This is a genomic window from Kribbella ginsengisoli, from assembly GCF_039537185.1.
GTDB lineage: Bacteria > Actinomycetota > Actinomycetes > Propionibacteriales > Kribbellaceae > Kribbella > Kribbella koreensis.
In genome coordinates this window covers 188144-208201 of record NZ_BAABAA010000006.1, presented here as the reverse complement: position 1 = coordinate 208201, position 20058 = coordinate 188144, and the positions used below count along the sequence as shown (strand labels likewise).

General features: G+C 67.7%; 23 protein-coding genes. 14 read left to right on the top strand and 9 right to left on the bottom strand.

Annotation, left to right across the window (positions count from 1 at the left end; genetic code table 11):
- Positions 1-103 precede the first annotated feature (103 nt).
- From ABD768_RS21955 to ABD768_RS21930, 6 genes are all read left to right on the top strand, one after another.
- Positions 104-622, top strand: coding sequence for a hypothetical protein (locus ABD768_RS21955; protein ID WP_344843412.1), 519 nt, complete (start codon positions 104-106; stop codon positions 620-622).
- Positions 623-852: 230 nt separating this feature from the next.
- On the top strand, positions 853-1470 hold the full coding sequence (locus ABD768_RS21950) for a transcriptional regulator (protein WP_344843409.1): 618 nt from the start codon (positions 853-855) through the stop codon (positions 1468-1470).
- Positions 1470-2093, top strand: a complete 624-nt coding sequence (locus ABD768_RS21945; RefSeq protein ID WP_344843406.1) for an HAD family hydrolase — start codon at positions 1470-1472, stop codon at positions 2091-2093. Before ABD768_RS21950 ends, ABD768_RS21945 begins: the two co-directional genes overlap by 1 nt.
- Before the next feature lie 83 nt (positions 2094-2176).
- Entirely contained in the window at positions 2177-2647 is a 471-nt protein-coding gene (locus ABD768_RS21940) for a hypothetical protein (RefSeq protein ID WP_344843404.1), read from the top strand.
- Entirely contained in the window at positions 2644-3873 is a 1230-nt protein-coding gene (locus ABD768_RS21935; RefSeq protein ID WP_344843401.1) for a hypothetical protein, read from the top strand. Before ABD768_RS21940 ends, ABD768_RS21935 begins: the two co-directional genes overlap by 4 nt.
- A 7-nt stretch (positions 3874-3880) precedes the next feature.
- Positions 3881-4834: a hypothetical protein gene (locus ABD768_RS21930; RefSeq protein WP_344843400.1), complete on the top strand. Its 954-nt coding sequence runs from the start codon at positions 3881-3883 to the stop codon at positions 4832-4834.
- A 43-nt stretch (positions 4835-4877) separates the two neighbouring features.
- Here ABD768_RS21930 and ABD768_RS21925 read toward each other — a convergent pair whose 3' ends face one another.
- Together ABD768_RS21925 and ABD768_RS21920 are read right to left on the bottom strand one after the other, a co-directional pair.
- The gene (locus tag ABD768_RS21925; RefSeq protein WP_344843398.1) at positions 4878-6311 is read right to left on the bottom strand and encodes a pre-peptidase C-terminal domain-containing protein; all 1434 of its coding nucleotides are present in this window, start codon (positions 6309-6311) and stop codon (positions 4878-4880) included.
- Positions 6312-6427: 116 nt separating this feature from the next.
- A complete protein-coding gene (locus tag ABD768_RS21920) occupies positions 6428-7969 on the bottom strand; it encodes a pre-peptidase C-terminal domain-containing protein (protein WP_343968076.1) in 1542 nt (513 codons plus the stop codon).
- Positions 7970-8143: 174 nt separating this feature from the next.
- Here ABD768_RS21920 and ABD768_RS21915 point away from each other — a divergent pair, with 174 nt between their 5' ends.
- Positions 8144-8782, top strand: coding sequence for a dihydrofolate reductase family protein (locus tag ABD768_RS21915; protein ID WP_343968074.1), 639 nt, complete (start codon positions 8144-8146; stop codon positions 8780-8782).
- A gap of 83 nt (positions 8783-8865) precedes the next feature.
- Positions 8866-9936, top strand: coding sequence for a glycoside hydrolase family 75 protein (locus ABD768_RS21910; RefSeq protein ID WP_344843396.1), 1071 nt, complete (start codon positions 8866-8868; stop codon positions 9934-9936).
- Here the strand turns inward: ABD768_RS21910 and ABD768_RS21905 are convergent.
- Both ABD768_RS21905 and ABD768_RS21900 read right to left on the bottom strand, forming a co-directional pair.
- The gene (locus ABD768_RS21905; RefSeq protein ID WP_344843393.1) at positions 9933-11120 is read right to left on the bottom strand and encodes a zinc-dependent alcohol dehydrogenase family protein; all 1188 of its coding nucleotides are present in this window, start codon (positions 11118-11120) and stop codon (positions 9933-9935) included. The two genes, ABD768_RS21910 and ABD768_RS21905, sit on opposite strands and share 4 nt — an antisense overlap.
- Complete coding sequence (locus tag ABD768_RS21900; protein WP_344843392.1) at positions 11117-11533, bottom strand: acyl-CoA thioesterase; 417 nt, start codon at positions 11531-11533, stop codon at positions 11117-11119. Before ABD768_RS21900 ends, ABD768_RS21905 begins: the two co-directional genes overlap by 4 nt.
- 22 nt (positions 11534-11555) lie before the next feature.
- Between ABD768_RS21900 and ABD768_RS21895 the strand changes: the two genes are divergently transcribed.
- Together ABD768_RS21895 and ABD768_RS21890 are read left to right on the top strand one after the other, a co-directional pair.
- Positions 11556-12194 (top strand): alpha/beta fold hydrolase, encoded by a 639-nt coding sequence (locus ABD768_RS21895; protein WP_344843389.1) that lies wholly within the window; start codon positions 11556-11558, stop codon positions 12192-12194.
- Between the two features lie 62 nt (positions 12195-12256).
- The gene (locus tag ABD768_RS21890; protein ID WP_343968064.1) at positions 12257-13186 is read left to right on the top strand and encodes an acyl-ACP desaturase; all 930 of its coding nucleotides are present in this window, start codon (positions 12257-12259) and stop codon (positions 13184-13186) included.
- Here ABD768_RS21890 and ABD768_RS21885 read toward each other — a convergent pair.
- On the bottom strand, positions 13183-13845 hold the full coding sequence (locus ABD768_RS21885) for a MerR family transcriptional regulator (protein WP_344843386.1): 663 nt from the start codon (positions 13843-13845) through the stop codon (positions 13183-13185). The two genes, ABD768_RS21890 and ABD768_RS21885, sit on opposite strands and share 4 nt — an antisense overlap.
- A 76-nt stretch (positions 13846-13921) precedes the next feature.
- Between ABD768_RS21885 and ABD768_RS21880 the strand changes: the two genes are divergently transcribed.
- Positions 13922-14395, top strand: coding sequence for a DUF4188 domain-containing protein (locus ABD768_RS21880; RefSeq protein ID WP_344843384.1), 474 nt, complete (start codon positions 13922-13924; stop codon positions 14393-14395).
- Between the two features lie 189 nt (positions 14396-14584).
- Here ABD768_RS21880 and ABD768_RS21875 read toward each other — a convergent pair whose 3' ends face one another.
- Positions 14585-14842, bottom strand: a complete 258-nt coding sequence (locus ABD768_RS21875) for a ribbon-helix-helix protein, CopG family (RefSeq protein WP_344843383.1) — start codon at positions 14840-14842, stop codon at positions 14585-14587.
- 324 nt (positions 14843-15166) lie between these two features.
- On the opposite strand from ABD768_RS21875, the gene ABD768_RS21870 reads away from it, so the two are divergent.
- Entirely contained in the window at positions 15167-15589 is a 423-nt protein-coding gene (locus tag ABD768_RS21870) for a hypothetical protein (RefSeq protein ID WP_344843381.1), read from the top strand.
- 111 nt (positions 15590-15700) lie between these two features.
- Here ABD768_RS21870 and ABD768_RS21865 read toward each other — a convergent pair whose 3' ends face one another.
- Positions 15701-15985 (bottom strand): hypothetical protein, encoded by a 285-nt coding sequence (locus ABD768_RS21865; protein WP_344843378.1) that lies wholly within the window; start codon positions 15983-15985, stop codon positions 15701-15703.
- A gap of 239 nt (positions 15986-16224) precedes the next feature.
- Between ABD768_RS21865 and ABD768_RS21860 the strand changes: the two genes are divergently transcribed.
- Both ABD768_RS21860 and ABD768_RS21855 read left to right on the top strand, forming a co-directional pair.
- Positions 16225-16578 (top strand): hypothetical protein, encoded by a 354-nt coding sequence (locus ABD768_RS21860; RefSeq protein ID WP_344843375.1) that lies wholly within the window; start codon positions 16225-16227, stop codon positions 16576-16578.
- A gap of 157 nt (positions 16579-16735) precedes the next feature.
- Positions 16736-18010 (top strand): MFS transporter, encoded by a 1275-nt coding sequence (locus ABD768_RS21855; RefSeq protein ID WP_344844023.1) that lies wholly within the window; start codon positions 16736-16738, stop codon positions 18008-18010.
- On the opposite strand, the gene ABD768_RS21850 is transcribed toward ABD768_RS21855, so the two are convergent.
- Together ABD768_RS21850 and ABD768_RS21845 are read right to left on the bottom strand one after the other, a co-directional pair.
- Positions 17985-19358, bottom strand: a complete 1374-nt coding sequence (locus tag ABD768_RS21850; RefSeq protein WP_344843373.1) for an ABC transporter permease — start codon at positions 19356-19358, stop codon at positions 17985-17987. The genes ABD768_RS21855 and ABD768_RS21850 overlap by 26 nt on opposite strands.
- Positions 19355-20047 carry an ABC transporter ATP-binding protein gene (locus ABD768_RS21845; RefSeq protein ID WP_343968216.1) on the bottom strand — a complete coding sequence of 231 codons (693 nt, stop codon included), beginning with the start codon at positions 20045-20047 and terminating at the stop codon, positions 19355-19357. Before ABD768_RS21845 ends, ABD768_RS21850 begins: the two co-directional genes overlap by 4 nt.
- Between the last annotated feature and the right edge of the window lie 11 nt (positions 20048-20058).

Below are 20058 nucleotides of genomic sequence, written 5' to 3'. Positions count from 1 at the left end.
GTCGGCCAGCGATCGGATCTCGGTGCTCCCTCGCGATGACCCGTCCTCACGGGCGGAGCTTCTGCGGGCTTAACTTCAACAGAATGTTGACAACGTTTTGTTGATGATGGACCGTTTCGGGGTGCAGCGCAATGAGGGTGTGGACGAGTCGGCGAGTGATCAGCGGCAGGCCGCGCGGGAGCGGGATGCCCGGGAGCAGTTGTTGGCGGTCGGGGCTGATCAGCTGGGGCGGCGGCCGTGGCAGGTTGGGGCGATGCCGCCTTCTGCGGTCGATCTGATCCAGTTCTTTCTGTGGCGGTCGAGTTCCGCGCCCTGGGGCGAGCCAGCCGGTGCTGATCAGGCCGGTGCTGATCAGGCCGGTGCTGATCAGGGCAGTTCTGGTCAGAGCAGTGCTGGTCACGAGATGACGCGGGCGGTGGTGGCTGCGCTGCAGTTGTTGCCGGCGGCTCGGGCGGAGATCGATCAGCTCGAGACCGGGTTGTTGTTCGCGGCGCGGGGGCTTGGGCTGACCTGGGCTCAGATGGCCCAAGCACTCGGACTGAATTCACCACAGGCCTGTCAGCAACGCCTAGACCGCCTCACCTCCCGGAGCGGTCGATCGACCGAGGGACTCGCACCATGACCACCCCGGGGCCCCCGCCAGCCGGAGCCACTGGTGCTTCGGCCGGAGCCGGCGGTACTTCGGCCGGAGCCAGTGGCACTTCGGGCGGAGCCAGTGGTACTTCAGCCGGAGCTGGCGGTACTTCGACCGGGGCCAGTGCTACTTCGGGCGGAGTTGGCGGCACCTCGGGCGGAGTTGGTGGTGCTTCGGGCGGAGCTGGTGGTGCTTCGGATGGAGTTGGCGGGCGTTCCGTGGCGGGGTTGTTGGTGCTGCATGCGGTTCGGTTGAAGGGGTTTGGGGACGAGGTTGCGGTTGCCGGGCGGTTCGGGCTCGAGGTGGACGTGGCGGCGGAGTTCTTGCTTGACTCGCAGGCGTTCGGGTGGGTTGCGTGGAGTGAGTTCGCCGGATCTCGTGGTTGGTCGCTGACGGAGGCTGGGCGGGCGGAGAATGCGCGACAGCTCGCCGCCGAACTCGACCAGGTGGGTGGGCGAGCGGCGATTCAGCAGGCGTACTCGGACTTTCTGCCGCTCAACGGGCGGTTACAACAGGCTTGTACCGATTGGCAGTTGCGGCCGACAGCGAGCGACGCGCTGGCGTTCAACGATCACACCGACCTGGACTGGGATCAGCGGGTCGTCGACGAGTTGGGCGCGCTGGGCGACTCACTGCGGAAGATCTCGGAGCAGATCGGTGCGGTCCTGGAGCGGCTCGACGGGTATGACGACAGATTCGCGGCAGCGCTGAGCCGGGTGCGCGCGGGGGACGGTAGCTGGGTCGATCGGACGGGGGCTGACTCCTGTCACACCGTGTGGTTCGAGTTGCACGAGGACCTGATCGCCACACTCGGTCTGACTCGGGGCACGCACTGATGGCGCCGATCCGGCACGTGCTCTTCGATGCCGACGGGGTTCTGCAGGACATGCCCGGTGGCTGGTACGCCGCGATGGAGCCGTATCTCGGCGACAAGGCGCGCGAGTTCCTGCATCGGACCTGGAAGGAAGAGCTGCCGATGCTCGCCGGACACGGCGACTACCTGCCGTTGCTGGCGGCAACGCTCGCGGAGTACGGGGTGGAGACTCCGGTCGAGGTCGTCTACCGGGACGTGTGGCATCGGATCGTTCCGAGCGACGAGTCGTTCGCGATCGTGGAAGCCCTTCGGCAGAAGGGTTATGGCGTCCACCTGGGCACGAACCAGGAGAAGTACCGAGGTGGGCACATGCGCACGACTCTCGGCTACGACGAACTCTTCGACGTCAGTTGCTACTCCTATGACCTCGGTGTCGCCAAGCCCGACCCAGCCTTCTTCGTCGAAGCCGCCCGCCGGATCGCCGCTGACCCATCGACCATCCTGTTCATCGACGACACCGCCGCCAACGTCGAGGGCGCAAGCCGGGCCGGCCTCGCCGCCGGACGATGGGACCTGAGCCAAGGCCACGACCCACTTCTCGCGCTGCTCCGCGAACACGGCATCGAACTGCCCCCACCAGCCTGAGCAACCGGGCCGAGGAACTACGACGAGCCCTGGGTCAGGAGATACTCGAGGTTCCGGGACACAGATCGTAGGCGGAGGCTGGGATGGACGACGCTGCACTGATGAGCGAGCACGACACGCTCAGGCGCGAGTTCCTGGCTGGGTCGTTGGAGCCTGCCGAACTGGTTGCCATGAGCGTGTTGCTGCGGGCTCAGTCGAGCGATCTGCCCGAGGACGACCGACGCCGGTTCGAGGGAAAGCTGGATGCGCTCGAGCGGCTGGCGGGGTACGGGAAGTCGCCGGCCGGTGTTGCCCCGGACCCCGACTCGGCGGTCAGCCGGGCTACGAAGGCCCTGCGGGAGGCGCGGCAGAGCGGCGGGACGTCTGAAGAGCGGATCGCGCGAGCTGAGCACGGGATCGCTCAGATCCGTGCGATCGCGGCGGACGCGACCAGTCCCAGTCAGCGGATGGCGATCCTGCGGACGACCGACCTGCTGGCCCGTCTCGCGTCGTCGCTGCGTCAGGACAGCTCAGCCGACGCGGGACCGAGCGACCGGGATGAACCGCCTCGATGAGCGAATCGGAGCCGGAGTACCCGAAGACCTTCGACGAGCTCACGGCGCGGCACGCCGAGATCGCGAAGGAGCTGAGTGGAGCCGGTCAGACCGCCTGGAACGGCACCCTGATCGAGACCGACAACGGTGACCTCGGGGTCGCCAACTGGGACGGCAGTCTCGAACTCGACCGTGAGGCCGTCACCCAGCCGCTGCGCGACATGTACTCGTCGCCTGGCGAGCAGCGCGACGACGCGACCCTGACGGAGTACCGGGACGCATTCGTGACCCTGCTGCACGAGCAGTCCCATTTCCTCGGGCCCGAGGGCGCCACGCAGGACGGGGCCAGGATCGCCTTCCAGGAGTTCGAAGCCCAGGCGCTCGAAGAGGGCGTCACCGAGGCATGGGCCCAGGACAACCTGGACGACTACCTGGAGCGGACCGGAGCGGACCAGATCGCGCCCGGGATCGAGACCGCCACCAGTGAGACCTCCTATCCCGAATTCGTTCCGGCCGCGCGGGAACTGGCGTCCGGGATCGGGGAGCAGGCGGGGATGACCCAGGGCGAGGTGCTGACCGAGCTGAACAATCAGACCGCCGAAGGGCAGTGGTCCAGGGCGACCGACCTGCTCTACGAGTCCAGCGACCTACCGCAGCTGGTGCCGCCCGATCAGGAGGAGAGCGTCAAGCAGGCGATCGAACAGAAGATGCGGGAGGAGTACGGCCGGCTGGACGGCCTCGACGAGGACAGCCCGACCCTCGAGGCGCAGTCGGCCGCGATCGGCCAGGATGCCGTCAGTGCCGGTCTGGCCGAGGCCGAACGCCAAGAGAAGGTCTTCGCTCCCCCCGCAGCCGAGACGCAAGTCGACCTGTCGGCCCAGGCCCAGGCCCAGGCCCAGGCCCAGGCTCAGACCCAGACTCAGCCTGAACTGGCCGGCGCCGCCGAAGCCGCTGGACCCGCGGCCACCCAGCCCGCGATCGACTCCACTCCCGCGGTAGGTGAAGGATCCGGTACGCCGGAAGCGCCCGCGCGTACCGGGACAAGGACCCCCGGACGGGCTGCCGGCGAGCGCGACGCCGATCACGCACTCCGGCTGGCCACCGAGGGACAGCGCCCGATGGGCAGCTCTGTTCGGCTCGACGAGAGCTCGTTCGGTAGTCGACGCGGCGGCGGGCACGGTGCCGAGCAGGCGCATGGTCAGTCCCAGCGACCCAGCGGGCCAGGGGGTACTGGTCGTGGCGAGTAGGTCCGGCGTGGAGCAGAGTACGGGGCTGAGCGGACCGCAGGCTCGGGTGGCGGCGAGCGACATCCTCGCGGCCATCGACCTGAGTACCGGCTCCAGCGCTGAGCAGATCGCGAGACTGGAGCAGGCCATCTCGTCCATCGACCGGCTCGGCGGACGATGCGACGACGAGATCGACCGGCTGTCCGTGCTCCGGATGAAAGAGTCCTTGCGACTCCTGGCCGGACCGGACAGCACAGGTGGCGGCGGAGTGCTGCCTGGCCTCGCGACCTGGGACGGAACCTTGCTGCTCGACGAGGTGCACGTGACGGGACCGCTGAAGCAGATGTACGACCAGCCCGCGATGCCCAAGTCACCGGAGACCTTGCGGCGGTACCGATTCGCGCTCTCGGAGATGTTCCACCAGCAGTCGCATCTGCTGGCCGCCGCCGGTACGTCGTACCGGGCTTCCATGGCGGCATTCGCGGACCCGGCCGTGCGGCTGCTCGAACTCGGGGTCACAGCTGCTTGGACGGCTCGGCATCTGGACGACTACCTGCAAGCCCTCGGCATTCCGCAGCTAGCTCCCGGCATCGAGCAGGTCAGCCTTCCGGACGGTTATCCGTCGTACTTGCCGGCAGCCGAGGCGCTGAGCACAGCGATCGGCCGTCGGGTCGGTCTCGCTCCCGACGAGGTACTCCGACGGCTGAACGCCGTCACTCCCGCCGGGAAATGGCCGGAGATGACGACCCTGCTGCTGAATGCGAGCGGCCTGGGAGCAGTCGTTCCACCAGACCATCGAGCGGCGGTGGCCGGACGAGTCGACCAGGCGATGCGGGCGCCGTTGCGGGCGATGGCGACTCTGCGAGTGACCGACGGCGATGAGCCCGGCGTGCAGGCGACCTCACGCGCCGCCGGGCTGGCCAGCGTGGATGCGGCGGTAGGGACGATCGCGGCCGTCCGCCGGGAGTACACCACCCACTGATCCCGGGCTCCCGCCTCACCAGAGAGCGGGAGCCCGGGATGAATCAGGAAGGGTTGATGGCCAGGCCGTAGGCGCCGCGGCTGCCGTAGGTGGAGTAGCCGGTGTTGAGCGGGTCTCCGTAGCCGACGTTGTCGATGCGGAGGTAGTAGGTGCCGGGCTGGAGGTTGCTGGTGACGGTGGCGCTCAGGCCCGTCGGGGTGCCGGCGTTGGACTGGCCGGACGCCGGGTCGGCTGAGGTGACCACCGTGCCGGCGGAGTTGAGCAGGTCGAGCTTGATGTCCAGGTTGCCGCCGATGGCTGCGGCGCTGGCCGTTGCCGTGTAGTTGCCGGCCGTGGTGACGTCCACCCGGTAGACATCAGTGTCGGTCTCGGCCGCGATGAAGCCGTTGGCGGTGGCGCCGATGGCGAGAGCCGCGGCGGCACTCGTGGTGTCGCCTGCTTCGTCGGTACGCAGCGCGAGGCCGTGGGTGCCGATGACCGAGTAGTCGTCCTCGGTGTTGTTGGCGCCGGAGTACTCGCCCTTGCTCCACTGGCTGATGCCCCGGTAGTAGCCGACGCCCATGATCGGCGCCCAGGAGCCGTGGCCCTCGTAGTACCCGACGGATGCGGTGCCGTCGTGGCCGAGTCCGACGTTGTGGCCGGCTTCGTGGGAGGCGGCTTCGGCGAGGTTCTTCGCGCCGGTACCGACGCCCTTCGTGAACACCAGCGCGGGCTGGTAGTAGTCGTGCTGGCCTGCGTTGTCGTAGACACCGATGTAGGCGACGCCGCCGCAACCACAACCGGACTGGTACCAGGTGTCCGGATCGATCAGTACACGCGTGCCGTACTGGAGGTCGGAAGCGCTCGTCCGGTTGATCGCGTCCTGGGCCGGCTGCTGCGTCGTGACGTCGACATCGAAGGCGGCGTAGTCCTCCGCGACCCGCGCCCATACCTCGTGTACTACGTCTTGCTCGGCGGTACCGAACGTCGCCGGGTTCCCGTCGGTGTCGTACGGCGAGACGTTGACCGGGTCGATCCCCTTGTCCGCGTTCCACGCCGTACCGGTGATGCTGTGGCCGTCGAAGTCGAGGTAGATGACCCGGTTCGAGCCAGGCTTGCTGTGCAACTCGAAGGCCGGTCCCTCGGCGGCGGCGACGGCCTCGGTCGCCCAGCGCGGTGACGCCTCGGGAGCCTTCTGCGCTGGAGTCAGGACAGGTTCGCGGAAGAAGAGCCGACCGGCGGAGTCGAGCCAGGCGGTCTTGTCGGAGGCGAGCGTGTCCCGCAGCCGGGCCTCGGACAAACCGTTGCGCTGGGCAACTTCTGCCAGCCGAGACCGGAGATTGGTCAGCGCGGCCTTACCAGGTGTCGGTTGACCGAGCAGTTGGTCGAGCGGCTGTTGCTGTGCGTCGGCTTGGGTGCCGGCAGCAACTGCCAGCGCTCCGAAGACGACGGCACCGACACCTACGAGCGCACCGGTACGACGGAATTTGCTGATCATTTGGAATCCTCCTCAAGGATTCCCCCCAGAAACAAACAGTTCCGCCCCCGCGGACGTAGCCCGAGGACATGTGGACGGGCCGAGCGCCCACATGTCCCGGGCCACAACTAGGTGGGTCAGCCGGCGGTGACCTTGACGGCGTACGCGCCGCGGCTGCCGTACGTCGAGTAGCCGGTGTTCAGCGGATTGCCGTACCCGGTGTTCTCGACCCGCAGGTAGTAACGCCCGGCGCTCACCTGCCGGTTGATGCTGGCGCTCAGCCCTGTCGGCGTGCCCGAGTTGGACTGCCCCGACGCCGGGTCGGCGGTCGCGACGACCGCGCCGGACGAGTTGAGCAACTGGAGCTTGATGTCCAGGTCGCCACCGACCGAGGCGGCGTTGGCCGCGAAGGTGAAGGTGCCGGCCGCCAGGTCGATCGAGAAGGTGTCGACGTCCGAGTCGTTGGCGTAGATGCCGTTGACGGCGGTGCCCAGCGTGAGCGGCGTCGCGTCACCGGTGGCGTTGCCGTGGTCGTCGGCGCGCAGGGCCAGGCCGTTCTGCCCGATCACCGCGAAGTCGTCTTCCTTGTTGTTCGCGCCGGAGTACTCGCCCTTGCTCCACTGGCTGATCGCCTTGGAGTAGCCGACACCCATGATCGGCGCCCACGAACCGTGACCGCTGTAGTAGCCGACCGAAGCGGTGCCGTCGTGGCTGAGCCCGACGTTGTGGCCGGCTTCGTGCGATGCGGCCTCGGCGATGTTCTTCGCGCCGGTACCGACGCCCTTCGTGAACACGAGGGCGGGCTGGTAGTACGAGTGCTGCGAGGTGTTGTCGTAGACGCCGACGTAGGCGACGCCGCCACAGCCGCAGCCGGACTGGTACCAGCTGGTCGGGTCGATCACGACGCGGGTTCCATACTGCTGGTCGGACGAACCGGACCGGGTGATGGCCGACTCGGCCGGCGCCTGCGTCGTCACGTCGACGTCGAACGGCGCGTAGTCCTCGGCGACCCGGGCCCACACCTCGCGGACCACGTTCTGCTCGGCCGTGCTCCAGTTGCCGGTGTTGCCGTCGGTGTCGTACGCGGTGATGTTCACGGTGGCCGGCTTGCCGTTGGCGTTCCAGGCGGTGCCGGTGATCGTGTGCCCGTCGAAGTCCAGGTAGATGACCCTGTTCGAGCCGGGCTTGCTGTGCAGCTCGAAGGCGGGACCGGTCGCCGCGGCGACTGCCTTGGTCGCCCACTGCGGGGACTTGGTGGTGGCGGTGCGTGCTTTGGCGGAGGCGACCGGCTCGGAGTAGAAGAGCTTGCCGTCCTTGTCCAGCCAGCTGGTCTTGTCGGTCGCCAGGATCCGCTGCAGCTTCTGCTCGGCGATGCCGTTGCGCTCGGCCAGCTCGGCGAGTCGCGGCTGCAGCTTGCCGAGGGCGGCCTTACCTTGGAGCGGCCGGCCTCCGAGCAACGATGCCAACGGAGCTGGGGACGGAGTCTGGTCAGCGCCTGCCTGGTTCGCGGCGACTACTGCCAGCGATCCGAACAAGACGGCGCCGGTGCCGACCAGGGCACCGGTTCGGCGGAACCTGCTGTGCATTCTGGGGTCCTCCTCGGGGACTCCTGACGGCTGCTCGGCGAGTACGCCGGGGCGGCGGGGAGCAGCGTCATGCCTCACTTGTGGTGCGCTCACGCGCACTCTGCGTAGAGTGCCCCATCGGTTGCCTCGGTGTATACATTTCCCCGAGGAATTTACATTTCCCCGCACTCTGTGACCTGGATCACATCGAAGCGGATGTCGATTCAGCCAGGCCTCACCCGACGCGTCGTCGACAGCAGGACACACCGCGACGAATCGGAGACGACCATGAAGCTCACACTGCACACCTTCCTCAGCATCGACGGCGTCATGCAGGGTCCGGGCGGCTTCGAGGAGGACCGCAGCGGCGGCTTCGACCGCGGCGGCTGGCTGATGCCGTACGGCGACGAGGTGATGGGCGAGATCGTGGAGGGCTGGTTCGCCGAGGCGGACGCCATCCTGCTCGGCCGGACGACGTACACGATGATGGAGGCGTACTGGTCACAGATCCACGACGGCAGCAACACCGCCACCGGACTGAACGACCTGCCGAAGTACATCGCCACCTCCACTCCGCTCGAGCCGGTCTGGAACGACAGCACCGCGATCGGCGGCGACATCGTCAAGCAGGTCGAGGAGCTCAAGGCGAAGCCCGGCCGCGAACTGCAGATCCACGGCTCGTGCGCACTGGCCCGCTCGCTGCACGCGGCCGGCCTGATCGACGAGTACCGGCTGATCACCTTCCCGGTCGCGGTCGGCACCGGCAAGCGGCTGTTCACCGAGGACGCCCCGGCGACCGGTTTCAAGCTGATCGAGAGCCGCGTCACCGGCACCGGCGCGGTGTACTCCGCGCTCACCCCGACCCCGTTCCGGACCGGCACCGCCGTGATCGAGGACGGCAGTTCCACTTTCAGCGTCGACAGCTGAAGTTCCGGAACCACAGGCTCTTGACGAGGCGAATCACCTCTCTGATAGTTAGGAAAGTTTACTAACTATCAGAGAGGTGAAAGATGCGTAAGTTCCGCCCCATCGCACTTGCCCTCGCCCTGTTCGGCGCCGCTTTGCTGGTGCCGGCCGTCGCGACCTCAGCGTCCGCAGCGACCACTACCTACCAGGCCGAGAACGCGGCCCGGACCCAGGGAGTGGTCGAGTCCAACCACGCCGGCTACACCGGCACCGGGTTCGTCAACTACGACAACGTGACCGGCTCGTCCGTCACGTTCACCGTGAACGTCGGCACGGCCGGCAGCGCGTCGCTCGCGTTCCGGTACGCCAACGGCACCACGGTCAGCCGGCCGATGACGATCGCCGTCGACGGCACCACCGTCGCGACCCCGCAGTTCGCCAGTACCGGCGTCTGGACCACCTGGAACACCACGACGGTGAACGCCACGCTGTCGGCCGGCTCGCACACCATCAAGACCACCGCCACGACCGCCAACGGCGGCCCCAACCTCGACTCGCTCACCGTCACGGACGCCGGCGGCGGTGGCGGTGGCGCGCCGACCGCGGCCGAGCTGCTCGCCAAGGTGACCACCTGCAGCCAGATCTCCAACGGCACCTACAAGACCGACGAAGAGCTCGGCCGCACCATCCCGGTCTGCGGCAAGAACGGCGCCGTCTTCTGGAAGGCCGACATGGACATCGACTGCGACGGCATCCGCACCACCCAGTGCAACGAGAACACCGACTGCTGCTTCCAGCCCGACACGGCGTTCCACACGTCGGCCGACGCGCCGTTGAACGCGGCGCAGCTCCCGTATGTCGTGGTCCCCAGCCCGAGCAGCACCTGGAACTACCAGAACTTCCAGATCGCCGGTGGCGGTGTGGTCGCGGTGATCTACAACAACCAGGTCACCTATGCCGTGGTCGGTGACACCGGCCCGACCGACATCATCGGCGAGGCCTCGTACGCCGCCGCGCAGCAGCTCGGCATCAACCCCGACCCGAGCAACGGCGGCACCGACTCCGGTGTCACGTACATCGTGTTCAAGAACTCGACCATCAACCCGATCGAGAACCACGACCTCGCCGTGTCGCGCGGCCAGGAGCTCGCCCGGACCTTCATCAACAACAACTAGAGCACCAGCACCTGGCGGATCGACGTACCGGCCGCCAAGGTGTCGAAGGCTTCGTTGAGGCTCTCCAGGCGGACCGTCGAGGTCAGCAAGCGGTCGACCGGCAGACGGCCCGCCTGGTAGAGCGCGATGTAGCGGGGGATGTCGCGGCTCGGGATCGCCGATCCCAGGTAGGAACCCTTGAGCGTGCGCTCCTCCGCGACCAGGCTGACGGCCGGAATGCTCAACAGCTGCGAGGGATGCGGGAGCCCGACGGTGACCGTGGTGCCGCCGCGGCGGGTCGCGGCATAGGCCTGTCCCAGTACTACGGAGCTGCCGACCGTCTCGAACGCGTAATGCGCGCCCCCGGCCGTCGCCTCCCGCGCCTGCTCGACCACATCGTTGCCCCGGGCATCGATCGCGTGGGTGGCGCCGAGCTCCAGCGCAAGGGAAAGCTTCTCCGGTACAACGTCCACTGCAACCAGCGGATGCGCTCCGACCAGAGCGGCGCCGAGCAGTGCGGACAACCCCACGCCCCCGAGCCCGAAGACCACCGCACTCTGCCCCGCCTGGACCCTCGCCGTGTTGACGACGGCGCCGACGCCCGTCATCACCGCACAGCCGAAGAGCGCGGCGATCTCAGGCGGCAGCGACGGATCGATCCTGACGGCCGAGCGGGCCGAAACCACTGCATGGTCGGCGAATCCGGAGACGCCGAGGTGGTGGTGGACGTCCGAGCGACCCGGTTGTCCGGAGGACCCGTCGAGGCGGCCGGCCAAGCTGCTGGTGCCGATTGGCGGTGGTTCAGCTGAGGTGGTCAGGCGGCGCGTGCCGCCTAGGAGGGTGCCGGCCGTGTTGGCGGCGGCTCCTGGTTCGCAGAGGGCGGCTCGGCCTTCTGCGCAAGGGGCGCAGGTGCCGCAGGCTGGTACGAAGGCGAAGCCGACCGTGTCGCCCGCCTTGAAATCGGGCGACTCCGACTGGATCACCTCGCCGGTCGCCTCGTGGCCGAGCAGCATCGGCATCACCCGCGGACGGGAGCCGTCGATCACCGAGAGGTCGGAATGACAGAGTCCGGCCGCGCGGATGCGGACCAGCAGCTCACCCGGGCCCGGCGGCGCGAGCTCGACCTCCTCGATGCTGAGCGGTCGCGATTCGGCGTACGGGCTCGGCAGTCCCATCTCCCGCAGTACTGCGCCACGAACGATCATCCGCTGATCCCTTCGAGAGCGGTCCGGATCGGGGCCGGGATCTGGACGGGCCGACGCTCAGACCGATCCACGAAGACATGCACGAACCGTCCGGTCGCAGCAGGTTCGACGGAGCCGGCGCGGAACAGGCCGATTTCGTAGGTGACGCTCGAGTTACCGAGCTTCGCCACCCGCAACCCGGCATCCACAGTCTCCGGGAACGCCAGCGACTGCTTGAAGCTGCACTGCGACTCGACGCAGAGTCCGATCACCTCGCCGCGGTGGATGTCCAGCTCCCCGGCCCGGATCAGGAACTCGTTGATCACCGTGTCGAAGAAGCTGTAGTACTCGACGTTGTTCACGTGCCCGTAGACGTCGTTGTCCTTCCACCGCGTCCCGATCGCGAGGAAGTGCGGGTAGGCGCTCCGATCCATCCGTCCACCCTAAGGTGATGCGATGACCTACGTGCTGATTCCAGGCGCCGGTTGCACTCCATGGCACTGGCATCCGCTGACCGCCGAACTCCAGGCGCGCGGGCAGGACGTCGTCGCCGTCGACCTCCCGTGCGACGACGAGACCGCAGGGCTGCGCGAGTACCGCGACGCGGTGCTGAAGGCGGTTGGTCAACGGACCGAGCTGGTGCTGGTCGCGCATTCGCTCGGCGGCTTCACCGCAGCGGCCGTCTGCGAACAGTTGCCGGTGGACCTGATCGTCTTCGTGGCGGGCATGATCCCGCGACCACAGGAGGCGGTGAGCGAGTACTGGAGCAATACGGCGTACGACTGGAAGGGCGATCCGGACTCGGACTACTTCTTCCAGGACCTACCGGTGGAGGTCGCCGCCGAGGCGAGGCGCCGGCTGAGGTCGCAGGCCGGGCGGCCGATGGACGATCCAGCGTTGTTCGAGCGCTGGCCGGACGTACCGATGCAGGCCGTGATTGCGACCGAGGATCTGCTGTTCCCGGCCGGCTATCTCCGCAAGCTGACCGTCGACCGGCTGGGGGTCGCGCCGACGGAGCTGCCCGGCGGGCACTTCCCGATGCTCGGGCACCCGGGCGAGCTCGCCGGTCTGCTGGAGGGGTGGCGACGGACATAACCTACGGTTGCGTAACTTACGGTGCCGTAGGGTGGGGGTATCCGCCCGACGAAGGAGATCCGGTGAACGACAAGCTGGTCACGAACCTGCTGCACGAGCTGGAGCCTGTCGTCGAGGAGAATCTCGAGCGGCACCTGGCGATCACCAAGGACTGGAACCCGCACGACTACGTGCCGTGGAGCGAGGGCCGTGACTTCGCCTTCCTCGGCGGCGAGGACTGGGCGCCGGAGCAGTCCCGGCTCGACCCGGTCGCCAAGGTCGCGATGATCACCAACCTGCTGACCGAGGACAACCTGCCCTCGTACCACCGCGAGATCGCCACCCAGTTCGGGCTGGACGGCGCGTGGGGCACGTGGGTCGGCCGCTGGACCGCCGAGGAGGGCCGGCACGGGATCGCGCTGCGCGACTACCTCGTGGTGACCCGCGGCGTCGACCCGGTCGAGCTCGAGGTGGCCCGGATGGCGCACATGACTGCCGGGCACGAGGTCGACAAGAACATGCTCGAGGCGATCGCCTACGTCAGCTTCCAGGAGCTCGCCACCCGTGTCTCGCACCGCAACACCGGCAAGGCCACCGGCTGCGCGATCGCCGACCAGTTGCTGGCGCGGATCGCCACCGACGAGAACCTGCACATGATCTTCTACCGCAACCTGGTCTCGGCCGCCTTCGAGTCGGCCCCGAACGAAACCATGCGGGCGGTCGTCAACGAGGTTCGGGACTTCTCGATGCCGGGCGCCACCATGGAGGGGTTCGCCCGGAACTCGGTGACGATCGCCAAGGCCGGCATCTACGACCTGCGGCTGCACCACGACGAGGTGGTCGCCCCGATCCTGCGGATGTGGAAGGTCTTCGAGCGCGAGGACCTCAGCGGCGACGGCGCCAAGGCCCGCGACGAGCTGGCCGAGTTCATGACCGCCCTCGACGCCCAGGCCTCCCGCTTCGTCGAGCAGCGCGCCCGTCTCCTCGAGCGCCAGGCAGCCCGCGCCAACTAACCCGTACTACGTACGCCGTCCTCACCCACATCGCAGGCCGGCCGCCGCGGCATCCCGTAGCGGCGGGCCGAAGCGCTTTGCTGGGCCAGTCGCCTGAGGGCCAGCAGCACCGGCCCTCCCAGTGCGGTGACGAGGACCGTTGCCTCGACCGTTCGTTGACGGTCGTCGGCCGGTAGGGCGGCGACTTCGGCGTCGGCGACCTGCGTGGCCGCCGACGCGTACGTCTTCAGCAGGTCGTCGTCGAGGTGATAGCCCACCTTCTCCAACGCGTCGAGCGCATTCGCCAGGAGCGCTCGATCCGGCGACCCGGAGTGGACCTCCCAGCCGCGCTCGGCGATGAGGTCGTCGACCCGGCGCCGGGACTCGTCGGTCGCCGGGAGGTCGGTGGGGATCAGCGCGCCATGGGCCGCGCCCAGGACGTCGTGCATCTCGAGGGACTCCTCGTCGACCTCGGCGAGCACGTTGCGGACCCGGGCCAGCGACAATCCGCCCGCCTCGACGAGCGCCCGGATCAGCCGGAGCCGGCGGACGTGCGTTTCGTCGTACCGGGCTCTGGTCGCGCCGACCGCTTCGCCGGCGGGCAGCAGGCCCTCGCGTAGGTAGTACTTGATCGTCGCCACCGGCACGTCGCTCTGCCGGGACAGCTCAGCGATCCACATCCGCGCCTCCTCTTGACTTTTGGAGAGTATCACTTTCCAATATTGGAGAGCGAGACTATCCAACAAGGAGGCAGCGATGAGCGTGATCGAGGGACGGCAGACCGCGGCGTACGAGGGCGAGATCGTCGTCTTCGTGATCGGCTTCCGGGTGAACAAACTGCGCGCGTTCCGCCAATGGCTGCCGGTGGCCCGCGCGATGGTCCCGATGCTGCGCGAACTGACCGCCGACAAGGACAGCGGCCTGCTCGGCTTCCGCACCTTCCCCGGCCTGCGGACCACGACGATGATCCAGTACTGGGAGTCGGCGGAGAAGCTCCAGGCCTTCGCCAACGACCCCGGCCGCACCCACCGCCCGGCCTGGACCAACTTCTTCAAGTACGCCTACCAGGGCAACAACGTCGGCATCTACCACGAGACCTACGTAGTCCCCACCGGCCACACCGAAACCATCTACGGCAACATGCCCATCACCGGCCTCGGCAAAGTCGCAGGCGTCATACCGGTGAACAAGCGGGGCCAGACCGCGGCCGAGCGGCTGGACGTCCGATAGGTCAACAACTCCAGGCCGCAACAGACAAAGGACCCACGGCCTGCGTGCGGCGGCATGGGCCCTTCGACATCTGTGGAACCGAGTCTCACGGTTCGGCTGGCCCCGGCTCAGCCGGGACATGATCAGAGGTGTGTGTCGGTCGGCAGGATGACTGCAGGATTCGGCCATTGGCGGGGCCGATCGTCCCGGTCATCCCACCAGCAGAATCTCCCGGACTCGCTGCGTGCCGTCTTCGTCCTTTTCGACGATGGCGAGCGTGTTGCCCTTGTCCAGTTCGTCTTCGATGAACTTCAGGACACTGATCGCGCGACGAATCGTCTCCGTCAACGACAACCCTCGGCGGCCGGCAAGCCACCGGAGCGCATCCATCGCATCGGCTGCCAGATTGACGGACAGCCGAACGACCGCGGACGTGACGACGTCGTTGTTCTCCTTAGTATTCGACATGGAGGGTCGACCTTTCACAGTGAGGTACCGGCCATCGGGCACCGGCGGGCAGTTTCCTTCACTCCTCTCTTCAGTTGGGACTGAACTGGGGCGGTTTCGCTCTCAGGCGCGCACCTATGCCGGGTGAGCGCGCTCCCACCAAGGTACAACAAGTTATGTGCACATCCTACGTAAAAGTAGCGCCTCTCATACACATTTAAAGAAACTGTTATGCGTTAGCCATACTGCTGAGTATGCATCGGCATGTGTCATGCTGACTACACAGCTGGCCAGGTGCCCCGGGGGCACTGCTCCACCAGGCCGCCGCAGTAGAGGAGAACGTCCGTGGTCCCTGCTACCCAGAACGAGGGGTCGGACCGGGCGCCTGACGAAAAAGGCGCCCGCTCGACGCCCATCCCTGACAGTTCCGCCGTACCGGAGGAGGTGCTGCGCCCACAGGCGGACGTGGACGTGGAGTTCGCCGAGATCGCCGCCACCTTCCCGGAGGCCTTTCTGTCGTTGCCCAAGGTTCTCGAATACGGCGGCATCATGCCGTTCGCGTTCACCGAGGACGTCCCGACCGTCGCCAAGGAGCAGCCCGGCCAGGAGCCGGCCGTCGACCTCAGGCCATCCGCACTCACTCCACCATGGGCATCGAAGGGAAAGCTGATCGCAGTTGCCCTGGGTGGCGCGCTCCTGACGCCGCTCGCGGCCGCGGTAGTCATCGCTTACCGCTCCAGGCAGGTCGCGCAGATCCGCACCGCCTAGTGCCGGGTCCCCGGTCCGACCAGGCCGGCGACCAGCGCGAACCCAGCACGAAGAGCTGGCGCAAAGGCCCGTCGACACCTCCGGCGGGCCTTCTTCGCGTCGCCGGCCGAGTCAGCCGACCAGCATGATCTCCCGGACCCGCTGCCGGCCGCCGTCGCCGGTCTCGACGATGGCGAGCTTGTTGCCTCGCTCGACCTCGTCCTCGACGAACTTGAGCACCGCGATCGCCCGCCGGACCGTCTCCGTCAGCGACAGCCCGCGGCGAGCCGCCAGCAGCCGGAGCACGTCGGCGACATCGGCCGCGAGATTGATCGACAGCCGGACGATCGCGCGCGCCGACAGCTCGGGCGGCGCTTCGGCGAGGGTGATGGTTTCGACCTTGGTTCTGGTTGTCATGTCGGGCGTCCTCCCACTGGGACCACAGAGTCCACGGATCTGTCGGTGACCGAGTGACACGCTCAGTCACCGTCTGAACACAATCTTTACTTTAGCGCAGATGGTACGCATCGCATACACCTCAGAGCGTCGATTCAACATCGTGATGTGCGTATTTGATGCGTATGTTTTACGCCATCTGTGTGGCAGACTGCTGTTGCGGCCCCTCTCCCCTCCCGGCCGTGAAAGGAGAAGTGGCTATGGCCGATGATTCCGGCCACGAGGATCCGGAGCCGTCATCCGCCGCCGCGGATGACGGGACGGGTGCCGGTCAGGAAGCGATCGAGGAGGTGACGGAGGACGAGTCGCCGAAGCCGATCAGCGGGCACCCGGTGCTCGAGTCCGGTGAACTACTACTGCGGATGCGCGAGCGGGCGCGCGGCCGGCTGGCCATGTTGCTGGCGGGCCTGGCGGGGATCGTGCTGATCGCCAACGTGGTTGCCGACTTCAGGCTGCCGCCGGCCGACACGGTCGAACAACTGAAGAATCTGCTGTCGGTTGTGGTGGCGGGTCTGGTGGGCACCTTGATCACCCACTACTTCCCCAAGAACTGACGGAGAGGAGCCACAGGAAGGACCCGCCAGAAGAAAGCTGGCGGGTCCTTCGTTGTCCATCAAACTCCTGCGCCGGGGCCACGGGCATCGGGAATCTCGGACCACAGACACGTCCTGGTCGGTCACATCGGCCGACTACAGTGCAGGCGTGCAGTTCATGCGGGACTTGGGGCGGTTGTTGCGGCGGGGGGATTTCCGTCGGCTGTTTGCTGTTCGGTTGACGTCGCAGTTCGGGGACGGGGTTTTTCAGGTCGCGTTGGCGGCTTATGTGTTGTTCTCGCCGGAGCGGGCGCCGGATGCGGCGGCGATCGCCGGGCTGTTCGCGGTGGCGTTGCTGCCGTTCTCGGTGCTGGGGCCGTTCACGGGAGTGCTGCTTGATCGGTGGTCCCGGCGGCAGATTCTGTTCGGGGCGAATCTGACCCGGGCGGCGCTGGTGCTGCTGGTGGGTGGAATTGTTGCCTTGGGCAACGCGGGTGTGCCGTTCTATCTGGCGGTACTGCTGACGTTGGGGGTCAACCGGTTCCTGCTCAGCGGGCTCTCGGCGGGGCTTCCGCATGTGGTGGAGCAAGATGAGTTGGTGATGGCCAATGCGGTCACGCCTACCTCCGGTACTGCGTTCTTCCTCATCGGCGGGGGTGTCGGGGCGGGAGTCAAGCTCATCTCCGACTCGGACTTGGCGGTGCTCGGTACGACGGCCGCCGTCTATCTCACCGCCGCCCTTCTCGCGTTGCGACTCGGGCGCAAGCAGCTCGGGCCGGATCTGACCGGCGACGAGCCGGGGGTGGTCGAGGCGATCCGCGGCATCGTGGCCGGGCTGATCGACGGTGGCCGGCATCTGAGGGAGCGGCGGCAAGCGGCCCTCGGGCTGGCGGCGATCGGGTCGCTGCGGTTCTTCTTCGGGCTCGTCACGGTCGCGATGATCCTGCTGTACCGCAACAAGTTCTACGGTCCCGACCAGCTGGACCAGGCATTCGGCGCGCTCGCACTGGCGACCGGGGCAGTCGGCGCCGGCCTCTTCATCGCCGCGCTGGTGACACCGTGGGCTACGAGGGTTCTGACGCTGCGCCGGTGGATCACCGTGCTGTTCGTCGCGGCGGCCGTGGTGACGGCGGTACCGGGCGGGCTCTATACACAGCCCGCGATCCTAGTGTCCGGGTTCCTCACCGGCTTCTGCGCGCAGGGCGTGAAGATCAGCGTCGACACCCTCGTCCAGACGGGTGTCGACGACGTCTACCGCGGCCGGGTCTTCTCGCTGTACGACATGATCTTCAACGTCGGGCAGGTGTCCGCGGCCGCACTCGGCGCGGTCATCCTGCCCGACGACGGGAAGTCCTACCCGGTTCTCACCTTCGTGGTCCTCGGCTTCCTGCTGACCGCGTTCCTGTACTCGCGGTCCTCCGCAACGGTCACGCACTCCCCCGCAATGCCGTGATCGGCTGAATGGCCGACGCCTTCCAGGCCGGGTAGGTGCCGGCGATCAGGCCGATCATCGCGCCGAGGAAGGGCGCTCCGAAGGTCAGCTTGTTGTCGAGGATCGGCGTCCAGTCCCGGGCGAACGAGACCCCGACGGTGAGCAGCACCCCGACGGCCGTGCCCAACAGGCCGCCGAGGAAGCCGACGATCACGCTCTCCACCAGGAACTGCCCGGCAACGTGTCGTCGCGCGGCGCCCAGGGCCCGGCGCAGGCCGATCTCGCTGACTCGTTCCAGCACCGACAGCAGCGTCACGTTCGCGATGCCGAGGCCGCCGACCAGCAGGGCCACCGCACCCAGCAACAGGAACAGCGCGTTCAGGTTCGACTCGACGCCCTTGCGGACGCCGCCTTGCTTCGGTGGCGCGTCGACCTTGAGCGAGCTCGGGTTGTTCGGGTCGATCGCGACCGGCGCCTGCTTGGCGATCAGCTGCGCGGCGCCGACCGACGTACGGATCTCGACCGACTCCGGCGCCTTCAGCTTGTACGCCGTCTTGGCCGTCCCGTTCGGCATGATCACCGAGTCGAGCAGCTCGGCCTTGCCGCTGACCGAGTCGAGGATGCCGATCACCGTGTACGCCTGGTCGCCGATGAAGACGGCCGGCTGCGAGTCGACCCGGTTGATGCCGAGCCGCTTGGCCGCGTTCTTGCCCAGAACGACGACCTTGTCCCCGCGGGCGTCATGACCCGCATCGAAGAACCGCCCGGTCTTCAGCACCGAGCGGACCGCGTCGAACAAGCCACCCGACGCGGCCATCACCTGCAGGTTGAGTCCGTCCTTCTGTCCGTCCAGCCCGGCGACGCTGTGGACTGTGTCGTCCCCGACGTCGACGTTGCTGACCGTGCCGGCGGCGTCGACTCCGTTCAGCCGGACGATCCGCTGCGGCGCGTCCCACGGCAACTGGGTCGCCTGTTCGTCGGAGCCGTTGCTGTCCGGGCTGACGACGACACGAGTCGCGGCCGCCAGGTCGAACAGCTGGGTGATCTGACCAGCCGCCGTCTGCCCGAGCCCGACCGTGCCCACCAATGCGGCGATCCCCAGCACCGTACCGAGCGTCGTCAGAATCAACCGCGTCGGCCGAGCCGCAACCCCCGCAAGCGCCTCGTCGAGCAGATCCCGCAACGCAGGCCCGCTCTTGCGCCGTGGTGTCCCAGCACGCGTTGGCCGTTGGTCGTCTCGGCGGGCGCCGGCGATTTGCCGCACCACGCTCGCCAGCGCAAGCCGCCCCGGCTTGCGCTGGCGATGCGAGGTGGACGGCCCGCCGGCGGGATCCGGGGGGCCTGCTTGAGGTTTCTTCCGCCAGCTCACCACTGGAGGGTCCCGTCGACGATGCGGACCCGGCGCTGGGCGCGTTCGCTGACGTGGTCGTCGTGGGTGATCACCGCGAGCGTCATGCCCTCGTGGTGGAGTTCGTCGAACACCTCGAGGATCGCCTCCGCATTGGCACTGTCCAGGTTTCCCGTCGGTTCGTCGGCGAGCAGCAGACTCGGCTCGGCGACCAGCGCCCGGGCGATCGCGACCCGCTGCCGCTCGCCGCCCGACAGTGTCGTCGGCCCGAACTCCATCCGGTGTGCCAGCCCGACCCGTTCCAGGGCGACTCGTGCACGCGCCATCCGCTCCTTCCGGGGCACTCCGACGTACACCATCGAGAGTGCGACGTTCTCCAGCACGGTCCGGTGGTCGAGCAGATGGAACGACTGGAACACGAACCCGATCCGCTCACCCCGCAGCACGGCCCGCCGCCGCTCCCGCAGGCTCATCGTGTCGACGCCGTCGAGCCGGTAGACGCCACCGGTCGGGTTGTCGAGCAGCCCGAGCAGATGCAGCAGCGTCGACTTGCCGGACCCCGACGGGCCGACGATGGACAGGTACTCACCTTCGCGGATGGTCAGGTCGATCTCCCGGATCGCCTGGACCTCGGGCGGCCCGGGGAAGAACCGCCGGACGCCGATCATCTCGACCACCGGCGCCGGTAGCGCCACCGCCGTCGAGCCCATCGGCGCGATCG